The sequence below is a fragment of the Vibrio sp. PBL-C16 genome (assembly GCF_034321865.1).
Taxonomy (GTDB): domain Bacteria; phylum Pseudomonadota; class Gammaproteobacteria; order Enterobacterales; family Vibrionaceae; genus Vibrio; species Vibrio alginolyticus.
Genome location: NZ_JAXLNY010000002.1, coordinates 1,773,881 through 1,794,133 on the forward strand (window position 1 = coordinate 1,773,881; position 20,253 = coordinate 1,794,133).

The 20,253-nt window shown below is 44.2% G+C and carries 16 protein-coding genes; 11 read left to right on the forward strand and 5 right to left on the reverse strand.

Annotated features, from left to right (window positions below; genetic code table 11):
* The first annotated feature begins 57 nt into the window (after nt 1-57).
* The gene (locus UQW94_RS16405; RefSeq protein WP_017821813.1) at nt 58-783 is read left to right on the forward strand and encodes a DUF3581 domain-containing protein; all 726 of its coding nucleotides are present in this window, start codon (nt 58-60) and stop codon (nt 781-783) included.
* A gap of 110 nt (nt 784-893) precedes the next feature.
* Here UQW94_RS16405 and UQW94_RS16410 read toward each other — a convergent pair whose 3' ends face one another.
* Entirely contained in the window at nt 894-1,355 is a 462-nt protein-coding gene (locus tag UQW94_RS16410) for a methyltransferase family protein (RefSeq protein WP_005377951.1), read from the reverse strand.
* A 73-nt stretch (nt 1,356-1,428) separates the two neighbouring features.
* On the reverse strand, nt 1,429-4,464 hold the full coding sequence (locus UQW94_RS16415) for an FAD-binding and (Fe-S)-binding domain-containing protein (protein ID WP_322142412.1): 3,036 nt from the start codon (nt 4,462-4,464) through the stop codon (nt 1,429-1,431).
* Between the two features lie 262 nt (nt 4,465-4,726).
* On the opposite strand from UQW94_RS16415, the gene UQW94_RS16420 reads away from it, so the two are divergent.
* The 7 genes from UQW94_RS16420 to UQW94_RS16450 all read left to right on the forward strand — a co-directional run bounded on the left by UQW94_RS16420 (nt 4,727) and on the right by UQW94_RS16450 (nt 10,711).
* The gene (locus UQW94_RS16420) at nt 4,727-5,407 is read left to right on the forward strand and encodes a DUF3334 family protein (RefSeq protein WP_005388843.1); all 681 of its coding nucleotides are present in this window, start codon (nt 4,727-4,729) and stop codon (nt 5,405-5,407) included.
* 208 nt (nt 5,408-5,615) lie between these two features.
* Nucleotides 5,616-6,311, forward strand: coding sequence for a DUF2786 domain-containing protein (locus UQW94_RS16425; RefSeq protein ID WP_005377954.1), 696 nt, complete (start codon nt 5,616-5,618; stop codon nt 6,309-6,311).
* Nucleotides 6,312-6,528: 217 nt separating this feature from the next.
* A complete protein-coding gene (locus UQW94_RS16430) occupies nt 6,529-7,188 on the forward strand; it encodes an OmpA family protein (RefSeq protein WP_005377956.1) in 660 nt (219 codons plus the stop codon).
* A gap of 76 nt (nt 7,189-7,264) precedes the next feature.
* Nucleotides 7,265-8,239: a J domain-containing protein gene (locus UQW94_RS16435; protein WP_322142413.1), complete on the forward strand. Its 975-nt coding sequence runs from the start codon at nt 7,265-7,267 to the stop codon at nt 8,237-8,239.
* A gap of 177 nt (nt 8,240-8,416) precedes the next feature.
* A complete protein-coding gene (locus tag UQW94_RS16440; protein WP_005377960.1) occupies nt 8,417-8,599 on the forward strand; it encodes a hypothetical protein in 183 nt (60 codons plus the stop codon).
* A 411-nt stretch (nt 8,600-9,010) separates the two neighbouring features.
* Nucleotides 9,011-9,403: a SulA-like leucine-rich domain-containing protein gene (locus UQW94_RS16445; protein ID WP_005377962.1), complete on the forward strand. Its 393-nt coding sequence runs from the start codon at nt 9,011-9,013 to the stop codon at nt 9,401-9,403.
* Nucleotides 9,404-9,607: 204 nt separating this feature from the next.
* Nucleotides 9,608-10,711 carry a phosphoribosylaminoimidazolesuccinocarboxamide synthase gene (locus tag UQW94_RS16450; RefSeq protein WP_017634860.1) on the forward strand — a complete coding sequence of 368 codons (1,104 nt, stop codon included), beginning with the start codon at nt 9,608-9,610 and terminating at the stop codon, nt 10,709-10,711.
* Between the two features lie 78 nt (nt 10,712-10,789).
* Here the strand turns inward: UQW94_RS16450 and UQW94_RS16455 are convergent, their stop codons facing one another.
* The 3 genes from UQW94_RS16455 to UQW94_RS16465 form a co-directional block, all read right to left on the reverse strand.
* Complete coding sequence (locus UQW94_RS16455; RefSeq protein WP_213963939.1) at nt 10,790-12,463, reverse strand: alkaline phosphatase D family protein; 1,674 nt, start codon at nt 12,461-12,463, stop codon at nt 10,790-10,792.
* Nucleotides 12,464-12,792: 329 nt separating this feature from the next.
* Nucleotides 12,793-13,170, reverse strand: coding sequence for a hypothetical protein (locus UQW94_RS16460; protein ID WP_005377965.1), 378 nt, complete (start codon nt 13,168-13,170; stop codon nt 12,793-12,795).
* Nucleotides 13,171-13,458: 288 nt separating this feature from the next.
* Complete coding sequence (locus tag UQW94_RS16465; protein WP_213898177.1) at nt 13,459-15,813, reverse strand: helicase-related protein; 2,355 nt, start codon at nt 15,811-15,813, stop codon at nt 13,459-13,461.
* Between the two features lie 213 nt (nt 15,814-16,026).
* On the opposite strand from UQW94_RS16465, the gene UQW94_RS16470 reads away from it, so the two are divergent.
* From UQW94_RS16470 to UQW94_RS16480, 3 genes are all read left to right on the forward strand, one after another.
* A complete protein-coding gene (locus UQW94_RS16470) occupies nt 16,027-17,715 on the forward strand; it encodes an NAD-dependent malic enzyme (protein ID WP_005377977.1) in 1,689 nt (562 codons plus the stop codon).
* 154 nt (nt 17,716-17,869) lie between these two features.
* Entirely contained in the window at nt 17,870-18,604 is a 735-nt protein-coding gene (locus tag UQW94_RS16475) for a SanA/YdcF family protein (protein WP_213898167.1), read from the forward strand.
* Nucleotides 18,605-18,823: 219 nt separating this feature from the next.
* A complete protein-coding gene (locus UQW94_RS16480; protein WP_130546003.1) occupies nt 18,824-20,194 on the forward strand; it encodes an SLC13 family permease in 1,371 nt (456 codons plus the stop codon).
* Nucleotides 20,195-20,253 lie beyond the last annotated feature (59 nt).

The following is a 20,253-nucleotide window of genomic DNA, read 5'->3' on the forward strand; positions in this document are numbered from 1 at the left end:
TTGCTACGCAGATATTCGCATATAATCCCACACAGTTTTGGTTACTACGTAAAAATTATGTTTCTAACACCTTATTTTTCAAACACTAATCACCAGTTTCAGTTCACTCGCGAACAAGCAAGCCACTTTGCAAAACGTGTCGCAGGTGACTACAACCCAATTCATGATGAAGACAACAAACGCTTTTGTGTCCCTGGAGATTTACTTTTCGCTGTGCTTCTTAGTAAAGAAGGCGTTAGCCAAAAGATGCGTTTTAACTTCTCTGGCATGGTAAACGATGGTGTAGCACTTCATATTGAAAATAAGTGTGACAAAGAAAGCGCTGTTGTTGACGAGGCAGGTAAAGAATACTTACACATGTCCCGTGAAGGTGAAACTAACCACGATCCGGCATTTATTGAGCATGTAGTGACAAATTACGTGCAATTTTCTGGTATGAACTTCCCTCACATCATGGTTCCTCTTATGGAAGAGAAGCAAATGATGATTAACTGCCAGCGTCCATTAGTTATTTATGAAAGCATGGAAGTCGAATTTTCACGCTTAGACCTTACGCATCCAGAGGTGGATTTCACTGGCGCAACATTCGACGTAGAAGGAAAACGAGGTGTAGTCACCTTAAACTTTGCGTTTAAAGAAGACGGTGAAGTCGTTGGTAAAGGTATTAAGCGCATGGTTGCAAGTGGCTTGAAGCCATATGACCAAGAAGCGGTTGACGACCTTGTACGCCGCTTTAATGAACGTAAGGATGCATTCCTAGCAAAGTTCGTTAAGGCAGCCTAGTCGACTGCCCTATCAGAAGCGCACAAAAAATGTGTTTACTAAAAGAAAGTCCAACGTCTACCGTTGGGCTTTCTTTTTATGTCTCATCCAAACAAAACTAAATGCAATGCTTAGAGCCAACGACGAACATGATTTTTATAATCCACATACTCTTCACCAAACAATCGCTCTAAAACGCGTTCCTCAGGCTTGATTTGAAACCGATTCATATAACTGACAAATATCACGCCACAAAGCACCACACTCAAGTGCTGCCACCACAAACCAGTTGCTATGATTAGAAGCAATAATGCCGTGTACATAGGGTTGCGTGAAAAGGCAAACACACCAGTTCTTACAACAGAAGATGCCGCTTCAGGTTTTACTGGGTTCACTGTGGTTTTTACTTTGCGAAATTCATACACGCCAGCAATGCCCATGTAGCCAGACAACAAAGTTAATACACCTACTACAAATTCAACAAAGGGTACTCGAATGTTCATGCTCGGCGTCAAAACTTTAAGTCCGTACATCAAAAGTATGACTAGCAAAAACACCACAACAGGTGGGACTTTGAGTTCAAGTTTTCTCAAGATTCATATCCTTTGAAAGGGTCTAAATACGGTTTCTAAAAAGCCCAGTAAAACTGGGCTTGATTTAGTCCGATTACAACAAAGTTAACAATGCCTGAACGGGATGCTTGGGCTTCGTTCCTTCAAAGCGTTTAACTTGGCTGCGGCAAGAATAGCCTGTAATCAAACATCTCTCGTTATCCAACTTATCTAAGCTCGGCTTCCAGCTTAAATTGTAAATGTCTTTCGACATCGACAACTTATCAACCTCATGACCAAACGTACCCGCCATACCACAACAACCAACAGGTACCGTATTCAAAACTGCACCAAAGTGAGCAAAAATAGCGCCCCACTCTTTTTCCGCATTTGGCATTTTGGTTTTCTCAGTACAGTGAGCAAACAGATACCAAGGTTCCTGCGCCTTATGCTCTCCGCTTTCAAACGCTTCTAGTCTTGGGTAAAGCCATTCGTGGGCTGTTAGTACATCGAAATTACCTCGCTTACTGCCAAGCACTTCAGTGTATTCATCTCGATAACACAGCACCAAAGCAGGATCGACGCCAACTAATGGGATATCCAAATCCGCTACCATCGCCAAGAACTTCGCTGTGTCGGCTGCTGTGTCCTTAAACTGACGTAAAAACCCTTTAATGTGTTGTGCTTTACCATTCGGCTTAAACGGCAGAAGCACCGGATTCATACCCAGCTTTTTCAATAACTTAACGAAGTCTTCAACGACATCAGCGTCGTAGTAACTAGTGAATGGGTCTTGAACAATTAAAACATGCTTGCTCTTTTCAGACGAAGACAAACCACTGAGCGCTTGCAGATCATAAGGCGTTGTCAGCGACTCTACTCGTTGTTTCAAGGTGGGTACTGATAACAACGGCGCATCGACATACCCGACCGTAGATGCCGTTAAACTTTTCACCCACGACTGCTTCAAAACACCATTTACGACACCTGGCGCTTTCGCCATCATCGGCAGCATAGTCTCAATGTTCGCAACCAGATAGTCTTTTGCAGGACGTTGGTAACGAGAGTGATAGATGTTTAAAAAGCGCGAGCGAAAGCTCGGAACATCGACTTTAATCGGACACTGACTCGCACACGCTTTACACGCCAAACAACCATTCATCGCTTCATACACTTCGTGAGAGAAGTCATACTCGTGACGACGATTGATAGAATGACGTACGCGGTCAACCATGGTTTTGATTGATGTTTTGTTTTCTAGTGTTTGCTTTTCTAAGTCAAGAATATCAATGCCTTGCTCAGTGAGCTGACGCAACCACTCGCGAACCAAACCCGCACGACCTTTCGGTGAATGACGACGATCGGCTGTTACTTTCATCGATGGACACATTGGCGAGCTAGTATCGTAGTTAAAACACAAACCGTTACCGTTACATTCCATCGCTTGTTTAAAGCTGTCACGTACTTGAACGTCAATCTGACGGTCATAGTAACCACGTTTGGTATCGGTAACTTTGACAAGCTCTGCATCACTATCCAGCGGTGTACAGATTTTGCCCGGGTTCATTTTGTTGTGTGGATCGAATGCAGCTTTCACACGTCTCAGTTCAGTAAACAACTCGTCGCCGAAAAACTCAGGGCCATATTCTGAACGGAAACCTTTGCCGTGTTCACCCCACATCAAACCGCCGTATTTCGCCACCAGCTTGACCACTTCATCAGAAACTTCGTGCATCAATGCTTCTTGGTGCGGGTCACACAAATCCAACGCAGGACGTACGTGAAGCACCCCAGCATCGACGTGACCAAACATGCCGTAATTCAGAGACTTGCTGTCTAACAGTTCTCGAAACTCTACAATGAAGTCCGCCAGGTTTTCTGGTGGCACACAGGTATCTTCAGCGAATGCGACCGGTTTAGCACGACCTTTTGCTGCGCCTAACAAACCCACCGCTTTTTTACGCATGTTGTAAATACGCCCAATGCTCGCTACATCGTTACAAACTTGGTAGCCGATAATGCCCGCTTCTTCTGTTTCCAACATGGTATCGAGCTTGGCGGTCAGCGCTGCAACCTGCGCTGCAACTTCTTCTTCGTCCTGACCTGCATATTCCACCATATTGATGCCAAGCATCTCTTTATTTGGAACATCGGTAAGCAAATCACTCACGGTGTGCCAGACGATATCTTGCTTCGCGAGATTAAGCACTTTCGAGTCAACGGTTTCTACAGATAGCGCTTTCGCTTCGACCATCAACGGTGCATTACGGAGCGCAGAGTCAAAGCTGTTGTATTTAACGTTAACCAAAGTACGTGCTTTCGGAATTGGCGTCAGATTTAGCTTCGCTTCGGTAATAAATGCCAATGAACCTTCCGCACCACACAACACTCGTGTGATATCGAAACGGTTACCGTCGTCATTCAAGGCATTTTTTAAATCGTAGCCCGTTAAAAATCGGTTAAGAGGAGGAAACTTATCTACGATCTGCTGGCGTTTTTCACGACATACGAATTCCGTTACACGTAGCGCCTTGGCAGCAAACTCGCCTTCTTTTGGGTAACCATGAGACAAGTCCGACTCTAAAATTGAACCATCAGCAAACACCGCTTGTAGCGACAAAACATGATCGGATGTTTTTCCGTATTTCAGAGAACCTTGACCAGAAGCATCGGTGTTGACCATGCCGCCAATCGTTGCACGGTTACTGGTAGATAAGTCTGGAGAGAAGAAGTAGCCATAAGGGCGAACAGCGTCATTTAACTGGTCTTTCACTACACCAGTTTGTACACGAACCCAGCCTTCTTTCTCATTAATCTCAAGCACTTTGTTCATGTGACGAGACATATCCACCACAATACCTTTGGTTAGCGACTGACCATTGGTCCCTGTGCCGCCACCACGAGGTGAAAAGGTAATTCGTTCGTACTTTTCTTTATTGCTCAGTTTCCCGAGGAGAGAAACATCTTCTGTCGTTTTGGGATGAACGACAGACTGAGGAAGTTGCTGGTAAACACTGTTGTCAGTGGCAACCGCTAGTCGGCTTGAATATTGGCTTTCGATATCACCAGTGAATCCGGCGTGCTCAAGCTCTTTCAGAAAACTAAGAACAAGAGGATCGACATCAGTTTGCGAGTGTAATCTTGGTAACATTTGCTTCCTGCCCCTACGACGCTGATCCGATCAGCTGCGGGTTATGTAATTATTTGCTCACTTCTCATACAAATTGGCGCTAAGCGAAAAAAACACCACAAAAGAGTTAGTGAAGTAATATTCTTTGAATTTCGTCACTTTACAACATTTAAAAAGACGAGCAAATCAGAATCTCGATACAATAATTAAACTTATGCTTTATTTTTTCACGCTTGATGCCTTACATTGGGGAACGAATCGCGTTTCTAGATGAGTTTTCAGAATGAAAAAAAATAAAATTGTGACCACTGAAGATATCCTTCTCAAACTTTGCCAGTCTGTTTCTGGCGTACTTACTTCGGCGACATCTTCTCAAGTAAATTATTCAGCAATGGTGCAAAAAATCCACAAGACTAGCCTCAAACCAGATTTTGGCTGTTTTGTTCTGTTTGATGGCGGATTTACCGGGCTAGTTGTGATTAATTTTACGGCAAAAGCCGCACTGGAGATTTACACGAACTACATGCGTAATATGGGCATGCCAGAAGAAGAACTGGCAATATCTCATACTTCTGACGAGGTAGGCGATGTTCTGGGTGAACTCATGAATCAACTGGTCGGAGACTTCACTAATAAAATTCGTAAAGACCTGCAAACGAACATCACACAAAACCAACCAAAAATGCTAGCGCTGAATAAGCAAGTTATCTTACAAGTTGATACCAACCTTGACCGCCCTCAAGCGCGCAGAGTGACGTTCTCCACCGAAAACAACAATATTTTCTATCTCGAACTAGCAATGGATAAAACTGAGTTCATCCAACTGGAAGAGTTTGAAGTTGCTGAAGACGAAAACCCAGACGACATTTTAGAGGCAACACGTAAACAGTTGGCTGAGAAAGAATCTAAATCGTCGGGATCAAACGATGATGCCGATGACTTGCTCAACCAGCTCGGGTTGTAATTCTAACGAATCTTAATGAAGAATGGCTTCTTAGACACAAGTACGACTTCATACTGATTACGACGAACTAAAACGCCAGCCTCGCTTAATGCGAGGCTTCTTTTTATGTGCAGAAATTATCTTCAGTCCCACCTTGTATTTCGTTTTTATGTCAAAAAAGGTAATATGTCTGACTTCATAAATTTTCTGCTTTCGTTACTGGTTGTCGATGGATAAACAAAAAGCTCTGAAAAAAATCGCCAAGTGCTTAGAACTGGGCAATTCCGCTAATGTTAATGAGGCTGCCAATGCTATCAAAATGGCACATCGCCTCATGCTTAAATATGGTCTCGATAAAGACGATATTGAGTTCATCAGAATGGGAAAAACACAATCTTCTCATCTGCTACCAGCGAACATCAGTTCTACCATATTGCGAGTGATTCGCGGCATTAACACAAAATTCGGTGTCGAAGCAGTATTGTTGAATCACAAAGGGCTCAAACGTGTCGAATTTATCGGTGAAGCAGATCGCGCTATTTTTGCTGCATTTGCTTTCGATATTGTTTATCGCGAGATGAACGAAAGTACCGGACAATTCCGAAACAGCTTTGCTGGCACCGGCACCTCTTCTCAGGAAGTGACTCGCCGTGTGAACTCATTTGTATCTGGCTGGGTGGAAGGCGCGATTGAAAAATTGCCAATTATTTCTCCAGATGAAGAGTCGGCCAATAAAATTAATGACTATATTGATAAAGAATTCCAAAACATTGACCGCGAAACGTTCAAGAAGCAATTGAAAGAAGCGATGAAAAACCTAACTGAAGACTACGAAGTGGGCTTAAAGAAAGGTAGAAAGGTTTCAGTTAACCGTGGAGTGGGCGGCGAACAAGCACGCAAAATGTTGGGCGATTCATCGAAATAGCCAGGATAGTAAAGGATTCACATAAGCAGCAATGACTTCGATGTCTATGGGGCTTACTTTGAGAGCTTTGGCAGTATTGATAGGAATTTTCTTACAGAAACTCTTATCAATCTTACTTTCTCATAACAAATATTAATGCTTGTTTATTCATAATTCGCATCCCATTATGAGGCATGGTTTCGCCTCAGTTTTATACGGAGATTTTCCCTTGAAAAAGATGCCTATTGCACTAGCTCTAGTGCTAGCTCTTACTGGCTGTCAAGCCACTCAACGCCAAAATGCAACAACGGGTGAATACGAAACTAACTCCACCACGCAAGGCGCACTTATTGGTGCGATCGCTGGCGCAGCAATCGGCCTAGCAACGGGTGATGATGCTAAAGAACGTCGTCAGCATGCACTCATTGGTGCAGCCGCAGGCGGAGCGACTGGCGCTGGCGTTGGTTACTACTTTGACCAACAAGAAGCGGAATTACGTCGCGCTTTGCTAAACTCTGGCGTACAAGTTCAGCGTGTTGGTGAAAATCAGCTTTTACTGCGTATGGAAAACGGTATCGGCTTCTCTTCAAGCTCTTACCAACTTGATGCTAGTATCCATAACACTCTACGCGGTGTTGCTCGCATCCTAGTTGAGTACCCAGATACCAGTCTCGTTATTGATGGTTACACGGATAGCACAGGCAGTGAGTCATACAACCAAACGTTGTCAGAGCGCCGTGCAGAGTCCGTACGTCAATTCCTAGTATCTCAAAACGTTGCACCTGGTCGTGCAATTGCACGCGGCTACGGCGAACGTAACCCAATTTGCTCAAACCAAACTTCTGAAGGTCGTGCGTGCAACCGTCGTGTTGAAATCCAGATCTTGCCACTGAAGTAATTTGGTTGCACCATAACGGTAATAATAAAAAATTACCGGAGCAGGCCTAACCATTATCGTTAGGCCTGACATATTAATGTCTGTCAAAACGTCTGCCCTACTCTGCTTATTTAGCCTTAGCTTTTCTGGCTACTCACTTGCCTCTCAAGCTCCAAATGACCCCATCGAACAATACGAGTACGCACAACAATTATTGGCATCAAACGAAGCTGAAGCCTCACCAGAAACGCGCTACTGGCTAGAGCAATCCGCCAACCAAGGTTACCTCCCTGCACAAAAACAGCTCGCGAACGACTTTGCTAAAGGGATAAATGGCGAAAAAAATGAAACACAAGCGTTATATTGGCTAACCTCTATCGCACTCAATGACCCAACCGATCGTGGCTTTCTTCTCGCCGATTTTATTCAGCGCAATCCAGATAAGGTCACAACTTCTCAATTGACTGAAGCCTTGTATCAAATGGCTTCTCAGCATAATCCAGCAGCAGAACAAGCTTATAATCAACTGTTAGAGCTGCGCTTCAACCAACTGCGAGCTAAACAAGTCTCGCAAATAAAGTCGCTCGATAAAAAGGCGGAGCAAACACAAGAAGAAAAAAGCACAGTTGCAACCCCCAAAGTAGAACACTCGCAGTTTCTATGGCTGATTTGGCTAGCGGCGATACTCATCATCAGCGGCTTAAGTTTTCTCGTGATCAAGAAACTTAAGCAGAATAGAAAAGCGCGTGAAGCCAAAGAGGAAAACCAAAATCAACGAATGGCGGAACAAATAAAAGAGCTAGAGTTTACGAACAAGCAACTGAAGCGTCAGCTAGAGAAAGTATTCAGAGAATTTAAGAAATCCAAAACTCAGGCAGAAAACCATAAGCTAAGCGTCGCGTGTGCTATGTTTGGCTACACACCACAACACATCCCTGATTTACAAGCAATCAAGCTACGCTATAGACAGCTATCAAAGCTTTATCATCCGGACACAAGAGGCAGTGAAGAAGAAATGAAGCGACTCAATCATGCCTTTAAGCTCGTCTCACAAAATGTTACAAAACAGTAAAAATAGGTCAGGATACTTTGGCTGTCATGCTTTTATTCCCATATAATCAAGCACCGCAATCGATCTCCCTCTCAAAGAAATTAACAGACATTTAACTTAAGTCGCGCTTTTATGCCATAATGCCCGGCGCAAAATAACACCTAACGACTCAAATTAATCTAGGTGGGGAGAAAATCAATGTTCACTGAAGAAGGCACCTGTGATTGGTGTAAAAAACCTAGCCTTGTAACTCGTCACGATTATTTAGATGGCAAGCACCACTACTCATGTAAAGCTTGCTACGATATGGCGAAAATCGACGTGCGCCTATTTAACCAAGGCGAATTACAAATGCGCGAACGCTTGCAACGAGCGAGCTAAGCAAGACGGAATCAACGGAACTGATTTTCAAAGGCGCCTTTTAAGGCGCTTTTTTGATCGGCCAAGCCCTATTTCCAATCTCTATCTCGTATTCCCTCCTATCTTACATAGCACGTCGCATCGGTTATCAGCCCTCTCCCACTGTATACAAACCATTGTCCGTGAAAAACACCTGTATATACAGTAGTAAACCCCTGTATGTCTCTCGTCCAGTTTTCTACTCACCTCACATTTTTAAATTGATGTTAGACATATCAAAAATGAAAAACAACCACATAAATTCAATTACTTAGAATCAAATCCTTTTATTTCCTTCTCAAAAAACCGCAAATAACTTTTGAGAAACTGGTTGATCAGGTCACCAAAACAAACTACTGTATACACATACAGCATGTATAAAGGAACAGTAAGATGCAGTTACAAAGTCAATCTCATACATACTCTCGTTACAACGTATTGGCACAAGCAACTAAGCCCATGGCCGTTTCGGATCAGCTTCTATCTAAGCTGGCTGTTTTATCGCAGCAGAAACAATGGATTTTGTTTACAGCAGACTGCCCTCGTCCAGACTTTGAACAACTCACTGCTTCTAATATTTGCTGTAAAAACGTTATTCAAATGAAGCCCTCTCAACAGCTTTCAGAAGTCGAGATCGTGATCAAAGCCATCCGATCAGGCAATGCCAGTGCTGTTGTTGCATCAAATAAAATTGCACTTATGAATCAATCTATGTTGCGCGACATGGCGCAGCGCTATCAGTGTGAAGTCTTTTTCGTCGAAGGCAGAGTTAATAAGTACCACTAATAAGTTCGACGTTATCTATCCTGCATCTCGCCTCCTTTTTAAGGGGGCATTTTTTTGTATTAAAGAAAACAGGCAAACGTTTGCTTTTTCTCTGGCGAGTTAAAATAGTTCTGGTATGATGCCCACATTCGATTTATTCAGCGCCCACATTTTGCTGAATATCTTCTCTTTCTGACGTTTGATTAAGATGATAGGAATGTCGCAATGAGCCTTGCTAATCAAGTACTTGCCGTCAATGACGACCTGCCAATTCGCACCCATAAACCCGTTCATAGTGGAAAAGTTCGTTCAGTTTACTGGTTAACTGAAGAAGACAGCGCCCGACTGATCAAAGAAAAAGGATACAATGTCGCTCCAGATGCGCCTTTGGCTATCATGGTGATTAGCGACCGAATCTCTGCATTCGATTGTATTTGGCATGCTGAAGGTGGTCTTAATGGTGTCCCGGGTAAAGGGGCGGCGCTTAATGCGATTTCTAATCACTGGTTCAAACTGTTCAAAGAAAATGGCTTAGCAGATAGCCATATTCTAGACATTCCTCACCCTTTTGTTTGGATTGTACAAAAAGCCAAACCGGTAAAAATCGAAGCCATCTGCCGCAAATACATCACGGGTTCGATGTGGCGCGCTTACGCAAATGGCGAGCGAGAGTTTTGTGGAATCCAACTTCCTGAAGGGTTAGAAAAAGACAAAGCACTTCCAGAATTGCTAATGACCCCATCCACAAAAGGCATTCTAAAAGGCATTCCCGGTGTGCCAGAAGCGGATGACGTAAATATTACTCGTCAAAACATCGTAGACAACTACGAAGCATTTAACTTCTCAAGCGCTGACGATATCGCACTCTACGAAAAACTGCTGAAAGACGGCTTTAACGTTATCAGCCAAGCATTAGAAGCAATCGACCAAATCTTTGTCGATACCAAATTCGAATTTGGTTATGTTCATGATGCTGCTGGCAATGAAAAGCTGATTTACATGGATGAAGTGGGTACACCAGACTCGTCTCGTATATGGGATGCTAAAGAGTACCAAGCAGGTCACATCGTAGAGAACTCAAAAGAAGGTTTCCGCCAGTTCCTAATTAACCACTTCCCTGACCCAGATATCTTGCTAAACAAAGAACGTATGCCAGAGCGCGAAGCACTCGCTCGTGATAATGCTTTACCCGTCGAATCTTTGATGGCGATTTCGAGCACCTACATTGGTATTGCCGAGAAGATTACAGGCAAGCCGATTCATTTGAGTGAGAATCCGAAAGCGGAAATCATCGAAGTTCTGAGCAAAGAATACGGATTGATTGACTAGCACTGTCGCTAGATTGCTAAACGCTTTCCAACAAAAAGTCCGCACTAGCTTGCGGACTTTTTTCGTATTAGGTTCAGTTTAGCTGATGTTTAACGTAGTGCCATCTGTTGTAGAGGCTGACTTAGTCGTCACCTGATATGTTTTGTCTTTAATCGTTGATACGAAATACCAGGTCGACTCTGCTTTGTCGGGCGTAAAAGTAACACGCATAAAGCCACGCTGTTTGATGTCTGCCCACTGTAATTCTGACACTAAGTGCGGCAGCGTGTATTCCATTTGAGCGATCGCGACAGGGTCTAACGCGAGGTAGGCCTCTAACCCAGGGGAACTCACAGAGCTAGTCGCAAACTCTACCCCGATAGGATACTTAGATACGTCTTTAAGCTCACTTGCCCATGCGTTGTGCGTATCTCCTGCCAAACAGACAAAATTACCACTGCTGGCTTTGGCCAGTTGATAAACGTTCTCTCGCTCAACGTAGTAACCATCCCATGCATCTAGGTTATATGGCAAAGCAATGGTATCTAAACTTGGGTCAGAGAGATAACCCGTAATCGCAGAGTTTACCGCTAATAACGCCTCTGTTTTTTGTTCTTCAGTGGCAGTAAACAATTGAAACATCGCGGTCATAACCGAACTTGGCAACTCCATACGAGACATTAACACTTGTTGCCCTAGCACATTCCAAGTTGCGTCGTGCGTACTGAACGCATCCATCAGCCAAGCGAGTTGGTCACCGCCTAACAGCTCTCGGTCTTGACTGCGCGACTGAGCAACTAAACCGCCAATAGCTTCCATCGTTGGTGAGCTGAGCGAGAAATAATCCAACGGTTTATCACGCCCCACAAGTCGCGTGTCGAGCATCATCAAATTGACTAAACTTCCAAACGAAAACTGACGGTAAATCAGCATGTTTGAGAAAGTGTTTTCACGAACGGGCAACCATTCTGTCCACGCGGCAGCAGCTGCTGCACGACGATCATTAAAACTGCCTTCCTCTTCTTGATGGTTTTCCGCACCATTTTTCCAAGTATCATTTGCAAGCTCATGGTCATCCCAGACAGCAATCATTGGTAGGCTCGCATGTAACGCTTGCAGATCAGCATCTTGGCGATATTGCGCATACCGTTTTCGGTAATCATCTAAGGTAATACATTCAGTGCCTTTGCTTGGCTCTCGCCCTAGTGCCTCAGCATCTTCACTAGCGTAGCCACCAGCACCATACTCATAAATGTAATCACCGAGATGAAGCACCACATCAAACGGGTCTTGCTCATGTTGATTTAAAATCTCTCGATACACATGGAAATAACCAGCAGGATAGTTTGCGCAAGAAACAACGGCCATGGATGCCTTTTCTACACCACCCTCTGGTAATGTTTGAGTTTGCCCGACTTCGCTAGTGACATCTCCAACCATGAATCGATAGTAGTAGCGAGAATTTGCGTTGAGATTTTGAACATCGACTTTTACCGTGAAATCTCGGCTCGTGTCTGTGGCAAAAGTGCCACTTTGCACGATATCAGTAAAATTTTCGTTAGATGAAACTTGCCAGCTTACATCTGCGTAGCTCGCTGAGGTTGTAACACGAGTCCAAATGATTACTTGTGTTTGAGTAGGATCTCCACTCGCCACTCCGTGCTCAAAGGTAACCGCAACAGATTCACTAGCATCGCTACCACAGCCCACCAGCCCGGTAACAATCGCAGTTGAAGAGGCTGCTTTCATAAAGTCTCGACGAGACAAAGACATATTGACTTCCTTTCTTATTGTGCTTGTTTTTATGCCCAAATGACGTGGTGACTCAATCATCCTTGTGTGCCAATAAGGGACGTTAATTCGAACTTACAGTACCAACCACTTAGTCGGTAATTTGTCCTAAAAACACAAAGTTAGAAGCTAGTTATGACAATTGCATTTCCAAACGTTACATTTTTGTTAATTTAAGTGCAAATACTCTATATTCATCACATTTCCAAGACCTGTGACAAAAACCTCAAAATAAAAAAGCGACCTACTTTGAGGTCGCTTTTCATTGCACTATTGTTAAGTAGTACATCGATGCAGTGGAAATACTCAGCCTAAAACTTGATGTTAAGAACATCTTGTTCTGACGTGTCCACTTTCAACTGACTGCGAGATTCTATGTACTCGATTTGCTGAACGTCGAGCGAATATGGCATAACGACTCGCAATTCATTGATCCCTTCATGTTTAGCTAGCTGGGTTAAGCGGACCAAATTGGATTCATCACTTTTACGAGAAGACATCGATTTTAATGCGGCATCCCACAACCGATCTTCAGGCTTGCTCAATTCCGCAATGTTCTGTTTCCACATCAAACCGAAAATAGGCGCGATGGTGGCAAATGCCTCTAAAAAGGTCCATTTTTTACTACCTGTCGCTCCTAAAAAGCTAGTGTAGTCGAATTCAATGCACGTCTTTCCTTGTTGATCCATTCTATGCCCCCGACACTCGAAAATGAGATATACCAAATATCGTTCAACTGTTTTGATATAGCAATGGGATATAAAACATTCGTCTTTTATGCCCTAATTTACATACAAAAGGAAATATTAAAACCAGCTTTGTAACAACTGATGTACAGCTTCGCCATATATAAGCATTCAATTGATTAATATTTCAATTAAGAAACTAAAAACAACACGTAAGTAACGCTATCAATATGAAATCATTATAGATTCACCAAGAAAATATCCATTTTCGTCACAACGTCATCCGCCGACCTACTTCACATCAATCACTCGACTGGCCTTTTTATACTGTATCTTCCAACCAGCCCAGCGTGGCAGCTCCCAACGCTTCGGGTCTCCCTTACGGTTTCCCTCTCGATAAACGACCTGTACCAGCTTGCGAGACGCGTAATACTCGACATCTAGTTGGAGTTCTGGCAGCGAAAGTTCTAAAGGGTACTGCTCCGTGAAATCGTCGTATTCCCATTCTGGAACACCATTAAATGTTAAGTCTTCTGGTTCAAACAACGCCATATCATCGATGTTTTCAACGCCTAATGTTTCCAACTGATCCTTTAACCAGCTAGAAAATGTCAAGGAGGCCAAGTCGTTAACCTCTTCTCCTTCGACATTAAGGCCCAATGCGTTGTAGAGTTTCCAGTGTTGGATTTGCTGTTTTCTTTGAGAAGCAAAACCTGGTAACAGTGTCTCGTCTTCTATCATTTCGACAATAGACTGAACAGCAACATCACCTTTTAACGCTTGATGTTCAGTACAGATTGTTCGTCCGGCGTAGACCAAGTGCATCGTTGCTCTTGGGGTCTCCTCTTCATAATTCGTCTCACCTTGTTGCCACTCCCCTAGCTCAAGTTCGCGTAATAACGTCAGCGGGATAGGCATCATAACCGATGCGAGGTTTAGTGTTTGCTTAACACCTCGTCCTGGCACGCTATGGCTATCTAGCACGATGGCCGCTTCTTCTTTATCAGGAAAGCGGCTGTTACGCCCAACCAGCATCTCGACTACGCCATTTCCTAGGGCATCTCTTCGACGAGCTCGTCGGACAAACACAAGCTCAGGGTGCAATGAGGCGATGGAGAAAAAGAGCGCTTCACGTTTATATCGAGAGGCAACGTCAAGTTCCGGCAATTCAAACACTTCTCGCATTTGTTTCGCTAAACCTTGTGCCTCTTCGAGCGCGCTAGCGTCAATGATAATGCCTGAGAGTTGCTCCCCTCGAACCAAACGGATCAGTAAAGAGGCATCACATCCGTATGGCTCCTCTTGAGATAGAAGCTCAGCAACTTCACCACTTTGTCGCTGATAGAGCTGCGCAGGCACAGATAAGGCGGCAGCCAAATCAATCATTGCTTCCTTCTCTGGCTTCGCTTGAATTCTGGTAACGAGATCGGCAAACAGTGCATCAATGGGTAGTGGATATACTTTTCTCCCGTGCTGCGTGACATTGCCATCCTCATCAATCGCTTCCATGGATAACAACGTCGAATGAGATGCCTCTAGCGACTTTGGGGGAATTGAGTCGAGAAAATCGAGTGTTGAGAGACGGTACCCACAACAAGCCGCTGCCAGCATGGGCTCGACGAGCTCTTCTCTGTGTAATTCTGGAGGCGTCACTAATTCTAAAGGCGCGTGCTCACCATATAGACGAATACAAGCCCCTTCGGTAACGCGACCTGCTCGCCCCATTCGCTGCGCGGCACTGGCCTTAGAAATGTTGGTTAATGTCAGTGCTGTACGTCCATTTCGTTGTACAGTTCTGCGCTCTAAACCACTATCGATTACCACACGGATATTAGGAATGGTCAGAGAGGTTTCCGCGACGTTGGTTGCCAATACGACTTTCCGTTGCTTTTGTACCGTCAGCGCACGATGTCGTTCTTCATCACTGACCGAGGCATGAAGTTTAACCACCATGACATCACTGCTGCTTTGTAGCATCTGCGCGCATTGGGCGATCTCTTTACGTCCTGGGAGAAAAACAAGAATATCGCCATCTTCATCTTCCAGTGCTTCTTTTACCGCTCCGACAACCTCCTGTTCACATCCCTTTTTGTTCGGTAAATAGCGGCTGTCTGTGGAACGATGTGTCACCGTGACTGGAAAGCAACGTCCCTCCGAACGCAGACGCTTAGCATTCAGGTAACGAGAAAGCTTTTCGCCTTCTAAGGTAGCGGAAGTGACGATCAATCGATGTTGATTTTCTTGCTTCAAAATGGCGGTTAATAGATCAATATCCCAGCGTCGCTCGTGAAATTCGTCCACTATCACGACATCAAAGTCTGCTAGCTTGTTTTCCGAAAACCAACGCAGTGCAACCCCCGGAGTCACAAATACAACTTCGGTTTTTTCATCAAAGTAGGCATGAAGCTTGATCGCGTAACCGACTTTGCGACCTATTGGCTCTCCAGATTGCTCCGCAAGAAATTCAGCCAGCGAGGTACAAGCAATTCGACGTGGTTCAATAACCAGAACGCGTCCGTGTTTTGCCGCCCACATGGGCAAGCGGGTAGATTTACCCGACCCGGTTTCGGCTTCCACCACAAGATGGTTAAGGCTTACATGATGGTCAAACTCGGCTTGCAGGCTGTCGATAGGTAGTTGAAACATAGAAATTGGATTTGATTTGATGATGCAAAACATTATACCCAAGTAAAAAAATCCTGCTTTAGGTATCTATAAACAACCAATATTGCAGATATTTTCGTCGGTATCTGAATTTTTTTGCGACATTACATTGATGTGCATCAACGCATGTTTACAACTAAATAGTGAACCCGTTAAAATTTGGTGCGCATCCTTCAACCCTACATAAGGCACCCAATGAACAACGATAAACGCCCACTATATATTCCATATGCGGGTCCGGCTCTTTTAGCAACCCCTCTTTTGAACAAAGGCAGTGCATTCTCTGCTGAAGAACGTAGTTCATTCAACTTAGAAGGTCTGCTTCCAGAGTCGACCGAAACTATCCAAGAGCAGGTGGAACGTGCCTACCAGCAATACAAAAGTTTCGAAAGCGATATGGATAAGCACATTTATCTGCGTAATATCCAAGACACCAACGAAACATTGTATTACCGCCTAGTGCAAAATCACATTTCTGAGATGATGCCTATCATCTACACACCGACTGTTGGCGCAGCATGTGAAAACTTCTCTAACATTTACCGTCGTGGTCGTGGTCTGTTCATTTCATACCCAAACCGTGACCGTATTGACGACTTGCTGAACAACGCAGCAAACCACAACGTTAAAGTGATTGTTGTGACAGATGGAGAACGTATCCTTGGCTTGGGTGACCAAGGTATCGGCGGCATGGGTATTCCTATCGGTAAACTGTCACTATATACCGCGTGTGGTGGTATCAGCCCTGCTTACACGCTACCAATCGTGCTTGATGTGGGTACCAATAACCCGCAACGCTTAGCTGATCCGATGTACATGGGTTGGCGTCATCCTCGTATTACGGGTGCAGAATACGATGCATTTGTAGAAGAGTTTATCCAAGCGGTACAGCGCCGTTGGCCAGATGCTTTGATCCAGTTCGAAGACTTTGCTCAGAAAAATGCGATGCCTCTTCTTGAGCGTTACAAAGACCGCGTGTGTTGCTTCAATGATGATATTCAGGGTACTGCTGCTGTTACTGTTGGCTCTCTACTTGCAGCTTGTAAAGCAGCAGGAACTCAGCTTTCTAAACAACGTATTACCTTCCTAGGCGCAGGGTCTGCTGGTTGTGGTATCGCAGAAGCGATCATCGCACAAATGGTATCGGAAGGAATTTCTGACGAGCAAGCTCGCTCACAAGTTTACATGGTTGACCGTTGGGGTCTGTTACAAGAAGGCATGCCTAACCTTCTTGATTTCCAACAACGCTTGGTGCAAAAGCATACCAATACGAAAGAGTGGGAAAATGAAGGAAATGGATTCTCACTACTCGATGTTATGCGTAACGCCAAGCCAACGGTATTAATTGGTGTTTCTGGTGCGCCTGGCCTATTTAGCCAAGAAGTCATCGAAGAAATGCATAAACACTGTAAGCGTCCGATTGTCTTCCCACTGTCGAACCCAACAAGCCGCGTGGAAGCGACACCGAACGACATCATTCGTTGGACAAATGGTGAAGCACTGGTTGCAACAGGTAGCCCATTTGAGCCAGTGGTTCATGAAGGTCGCACTTACCCTATTGCACAATGTAACAACAGCTACATCTTCCCAGGCATTGGCCTTGGTGTACTTGCTGTCAATGCAAAACGTGTCACCGACGAGATGCTAATGGAATCAAGCCGCGCGCTAGCAACATGTTCTCCTCTAGCAATCAATGGTCGTGGTGCACTACTTCCACCACTGGAAGAGATCCACTTAGTATCGAAAAAAATCGCATTCGCCGTTGGTAAAAAGGCAATTGAACAAGGTGTAGCATTAGAAATTACTGATGAAGCATTGAACGTGGCGATTGAACAGTCGTTCTGGCAACCTGTTTACCGCCGCTACAAACGCACTGCGTTCTAAGCTTGAGACAATTCGTTTAATAATTAGCCCCTACCATGTAGGGGCTTTTATTTTTTTATCATCCTAACCAGATTTTGGCATAAATGGGCTTCTCTCTTTTTGTTTCTATCAGATATGATGAGAACTACATTTTTAGTTAAGGATATAAAACGTTTTGTTGTTTTCTCGCATAAGATCAAAGTGGAAGCTGAAATTTTCCTGGAAGCGATTTGCTTTGATTTTGTCGATCTCTGCACTTAGTCTGCTTGTTTCTGTTATTGCCATCGACCGGTGGGTGGTTTTACAAGCCAAAGAGAGCATTTTCACTGAATACGAGCAAATCCCTCAACATGAGGTTGCCGTAGTTCTTGGTACCAGTAAATACATCGGAAAGATCCTCAACACTTACTACACTCATCGCATTAATGCGGCGATTGAGCTTTACAACCAAGGCAAAGTAAAACAGTTTTTATTGAGTGGTGATAACGCCCACCGTTCATACAACGAACCGTGGACAATGAAACGCGACTTACTTAAAGCAGGCGTGCCTGAAGAAGTGATTCACCTTGATTATGCTGGCTTTCGTACCTTAGATTCGATTGTACGAGCAAAAAAAATTTTTGCTTCGGAGCGATTTCTGATTGTGACTCAACGCTTTCACTGCGAACGCGCACTGTTCATCGCTGATGCTTACAACATTGATGCGCAGTGTCTCGCGGTAGCAGGGCCGACGGCCAACAAGCAAAAAACATCGATGCGTGTTCGAGAACTGCTAGCCCGTGTGAAAGCGTTTTTAGACCTGTATATTATCAATACGCAGCCTAAGTTTCTTGGCCCTCAAGAACCTATCGTCGCAGTAAAAGAGCCAAATAAAGCAGCTAACGAGCCTCTTCAAGTCCCCGTCGAATAGAGGAATAACGTGGCTCACAAGCCTAGTAACATTTCTATAAAACAAATGGGTAGTTTTCTACCCATTTCCAATTCTCAACATCACACTTTCTAATTTGCTCTACGATTCAGGCAAAACTCTTTTTCGCATTCAAAGTAACATTTCATCAATAAATAACTACAAGTCAGTTACTTTGCCATAAAAAAACCGACAAAAGGCAATGCAAAAGGAGCACTACCCATGACCGCACTCGCTGTGACATTGAAGAATTGGTTCTTCACTCGCAACAGCATGATTTTGAACGCGAATATCCTATTGTTCATTATCTTGTTTAATACCTTACCCTTTGAACCACAAGTAGTAACCGGCCTGAGCATCTTAGTTTTTGTTGCTATTTTGTGGCTAACCGAAGCGATTCACGTCAGCATCACTGCGCTGCTCATACCACTACTTGCGGTATTTTTGGGTGTGTTCAACACTCAAGCCGCACTGAATAACTTTTCCAACTCCATCATTTTTCTATTTTTGGGTGGTTTTGCACTAGCTGCGGCTCTACATAAACAAAAGTTAGATCAAGCGATTGCAGATAAAGTACTATTGCTGGCAAGAGGAAAAATGTCTGTCGCTGTATTCATGCTATTTGGTGTGAGTGCTGGCCTGTCAATGTGGATTTCAAACACCGCCACCGCCGCGATGATGTTACCGCTTGTGCTGGGTGTGATGACAAAGCTAGACGCCAAGAAAAACCACAACACCTTTTTGTTTGTTCTACTCGGTATAGCTTACAGTGCTTCAATTGGTGGTATTGCAACACTGGTTGGTAGCCCACCAAACGCAATTGCAGCCGCTGAAGTTGGCCTAAGCTTCACTGAATGGATGAAGTTTGGTGTACCTATTTCCCTAGTATTAATGCCAATCGCTATCCTCGTATTGTACACGATGACTAAGCCTGACCTTAGCCACAAGTTTGACCTTGACCATCAACCAGTCGAATGGACAAACGGCAAAATGATTACGTTGGCGATTTTCTTACTGACCGTGACGTTGTGGATATTCAGTAAGCCTATTAACGCTATGCTGGGTGGCTTCGCGAAGTTCGATACTCTTGTAGCTATTGGCGCCATCCTTCTACTTGGTGCTTCTCGCGCCGTCGAGTGGAAAGATATTGAGAAAACAACCGACTGGGGTGTGTTAATCCTATTTGGTGGTGGTATCTGTCTGAGTAACGTCCTAAAAACAACCGGAACAAGCGTATTTTTGGCTCATAGCTTGTCAGGCTTCCTTGAGCAAGCCGGTATTCTCTTAACGATTCTTGCAGTGGTTGCTTTTGTTGTCTTCTTGACTGAGTTTGCGAGTAACACCGCCAGTGCTGCGCTACTTGTCCCTGTATTTGCGACCATTGCAGAAGCCTTAGGCATGTCTCCGGTTATTCTCTCTGCACTGATTGCCGTCGCTGCATCTTGTGCATTTATGTTACCTGTTGCAACACCTCCAAACGCGATTGTGTTCGGTACGGGTCATATCAAGCAAAAAGAAATGATGCGAATTGGTTTCGTATTAAACATTGCCTGTATTGCTGCACTAACGCTTTTCGCTTGGTTGTTCTGGTAAAAATAGCAAGTTCGATTAGCACTACACTGCTGCTCACGGTAATCGTATCGATAACCCAA

Excerpts from the sequence above, each read along its gene's own strand:
- UQW94_RS16470 (WP_005377977.1), top strand. The coding sequence starts at position 16,027 with ATGAACAACGATAAACGCCCACTATATATTCCATATGCGGGTCCGGCT.
- UQW94_RS16455 (WP_213963939.1), bottom strand. The coding sequence starts at position 12,463 with ATGTCTTTGTCTCGTCGAGACTTTATGAAAGCAGCCTCTTCAACTGCG.
- UQW94_RS16420 (WP_005388843.1), top strand. The coding sequence starts at position 4,727 with ATGAAAAAAAATAAAATTGTGACCACTGAAGATATCCTTCTCAAACTT.
- UQW94_RS16480 (WP_130546003.1), top strand. The coding sequence starts at position 18,824 with ATGACCGCACTCGCTGTGACATTGAAGAATTGGTTCTTCACTCGCAAC.
- UQW94_RS16430 (WP_005377956.1), top strand. The coding sequence starts at position 6,529 with ATGCCTATTGCACTAGCTCTAGTGCTAGCTCTTACTGGCTGTCAAGCC.
- UQW94_RS16460 (WP_005377965.1), bottom strand. The coding sequence starts at position 13,170 with ATGGATCAACAAGGAAAGACGTGCATTGAATTCGACTACACTAGCTTT.
- UQW94_RS16465 (WP_213898177.1), bottom strand. The coding sequence starts at position 15,813 with ATGTTTCAACTACCTATCGACAGCCTGCAAGCCGAGTTTGACCATCAT.
- UQW94_RS16415 (WP_322142412.1), bottom strand. The coding sequence starts at position 4,464 with ATGTTACCAAGATTACACTCGCAAACTGATGTCGATCCTCTTGTTCTT.
- UQW94_RS16440 (WP_005377960.1), top strand. The coding sequence starts at position 8,417 with ATGTTCACTGAAGAAGGCACCTGTGATTGGTGTAAAAAACCTAGCCTT.
- UQW94_RS16405 (WP_017821813.1), top strand. The coding sequence starts at position 58 with ATGTTTCTAACACCTTATTTTTCAAACACTAATCACCAGTTTCAGTTC.
- UQW94_RS16445 (WP_005377962.1), top strand. The coding sequence starts at position 9,011 with ATGCAGTTACAAAGTCAATCTCATACATACTCTCGTTACAACGTATTG.
- UQW94_RS16450 (WP_017634860.1), top strand. The coding sequence starts at position 9,608 with ATGAGCCTTGCTAATCAAGTACTTGCCGTCAATGACGACCTGCCAATT.
- UQW94_RS16435 (WP_322142413.1), top strand. The coding sequence starts at position 7,265 with ATGTCTGTCAAAACGTCTGCCCTACTCTGCTTATTTAGCCTTAGCTTT.
- UQW94_RS16425 (WP_005377954.1), top strand. The coding sequence starts at position 5,616 with ATGGATAAACAAAAAGCTCTGAAAAAAATCGCCAAGTGCTTAGAACTG.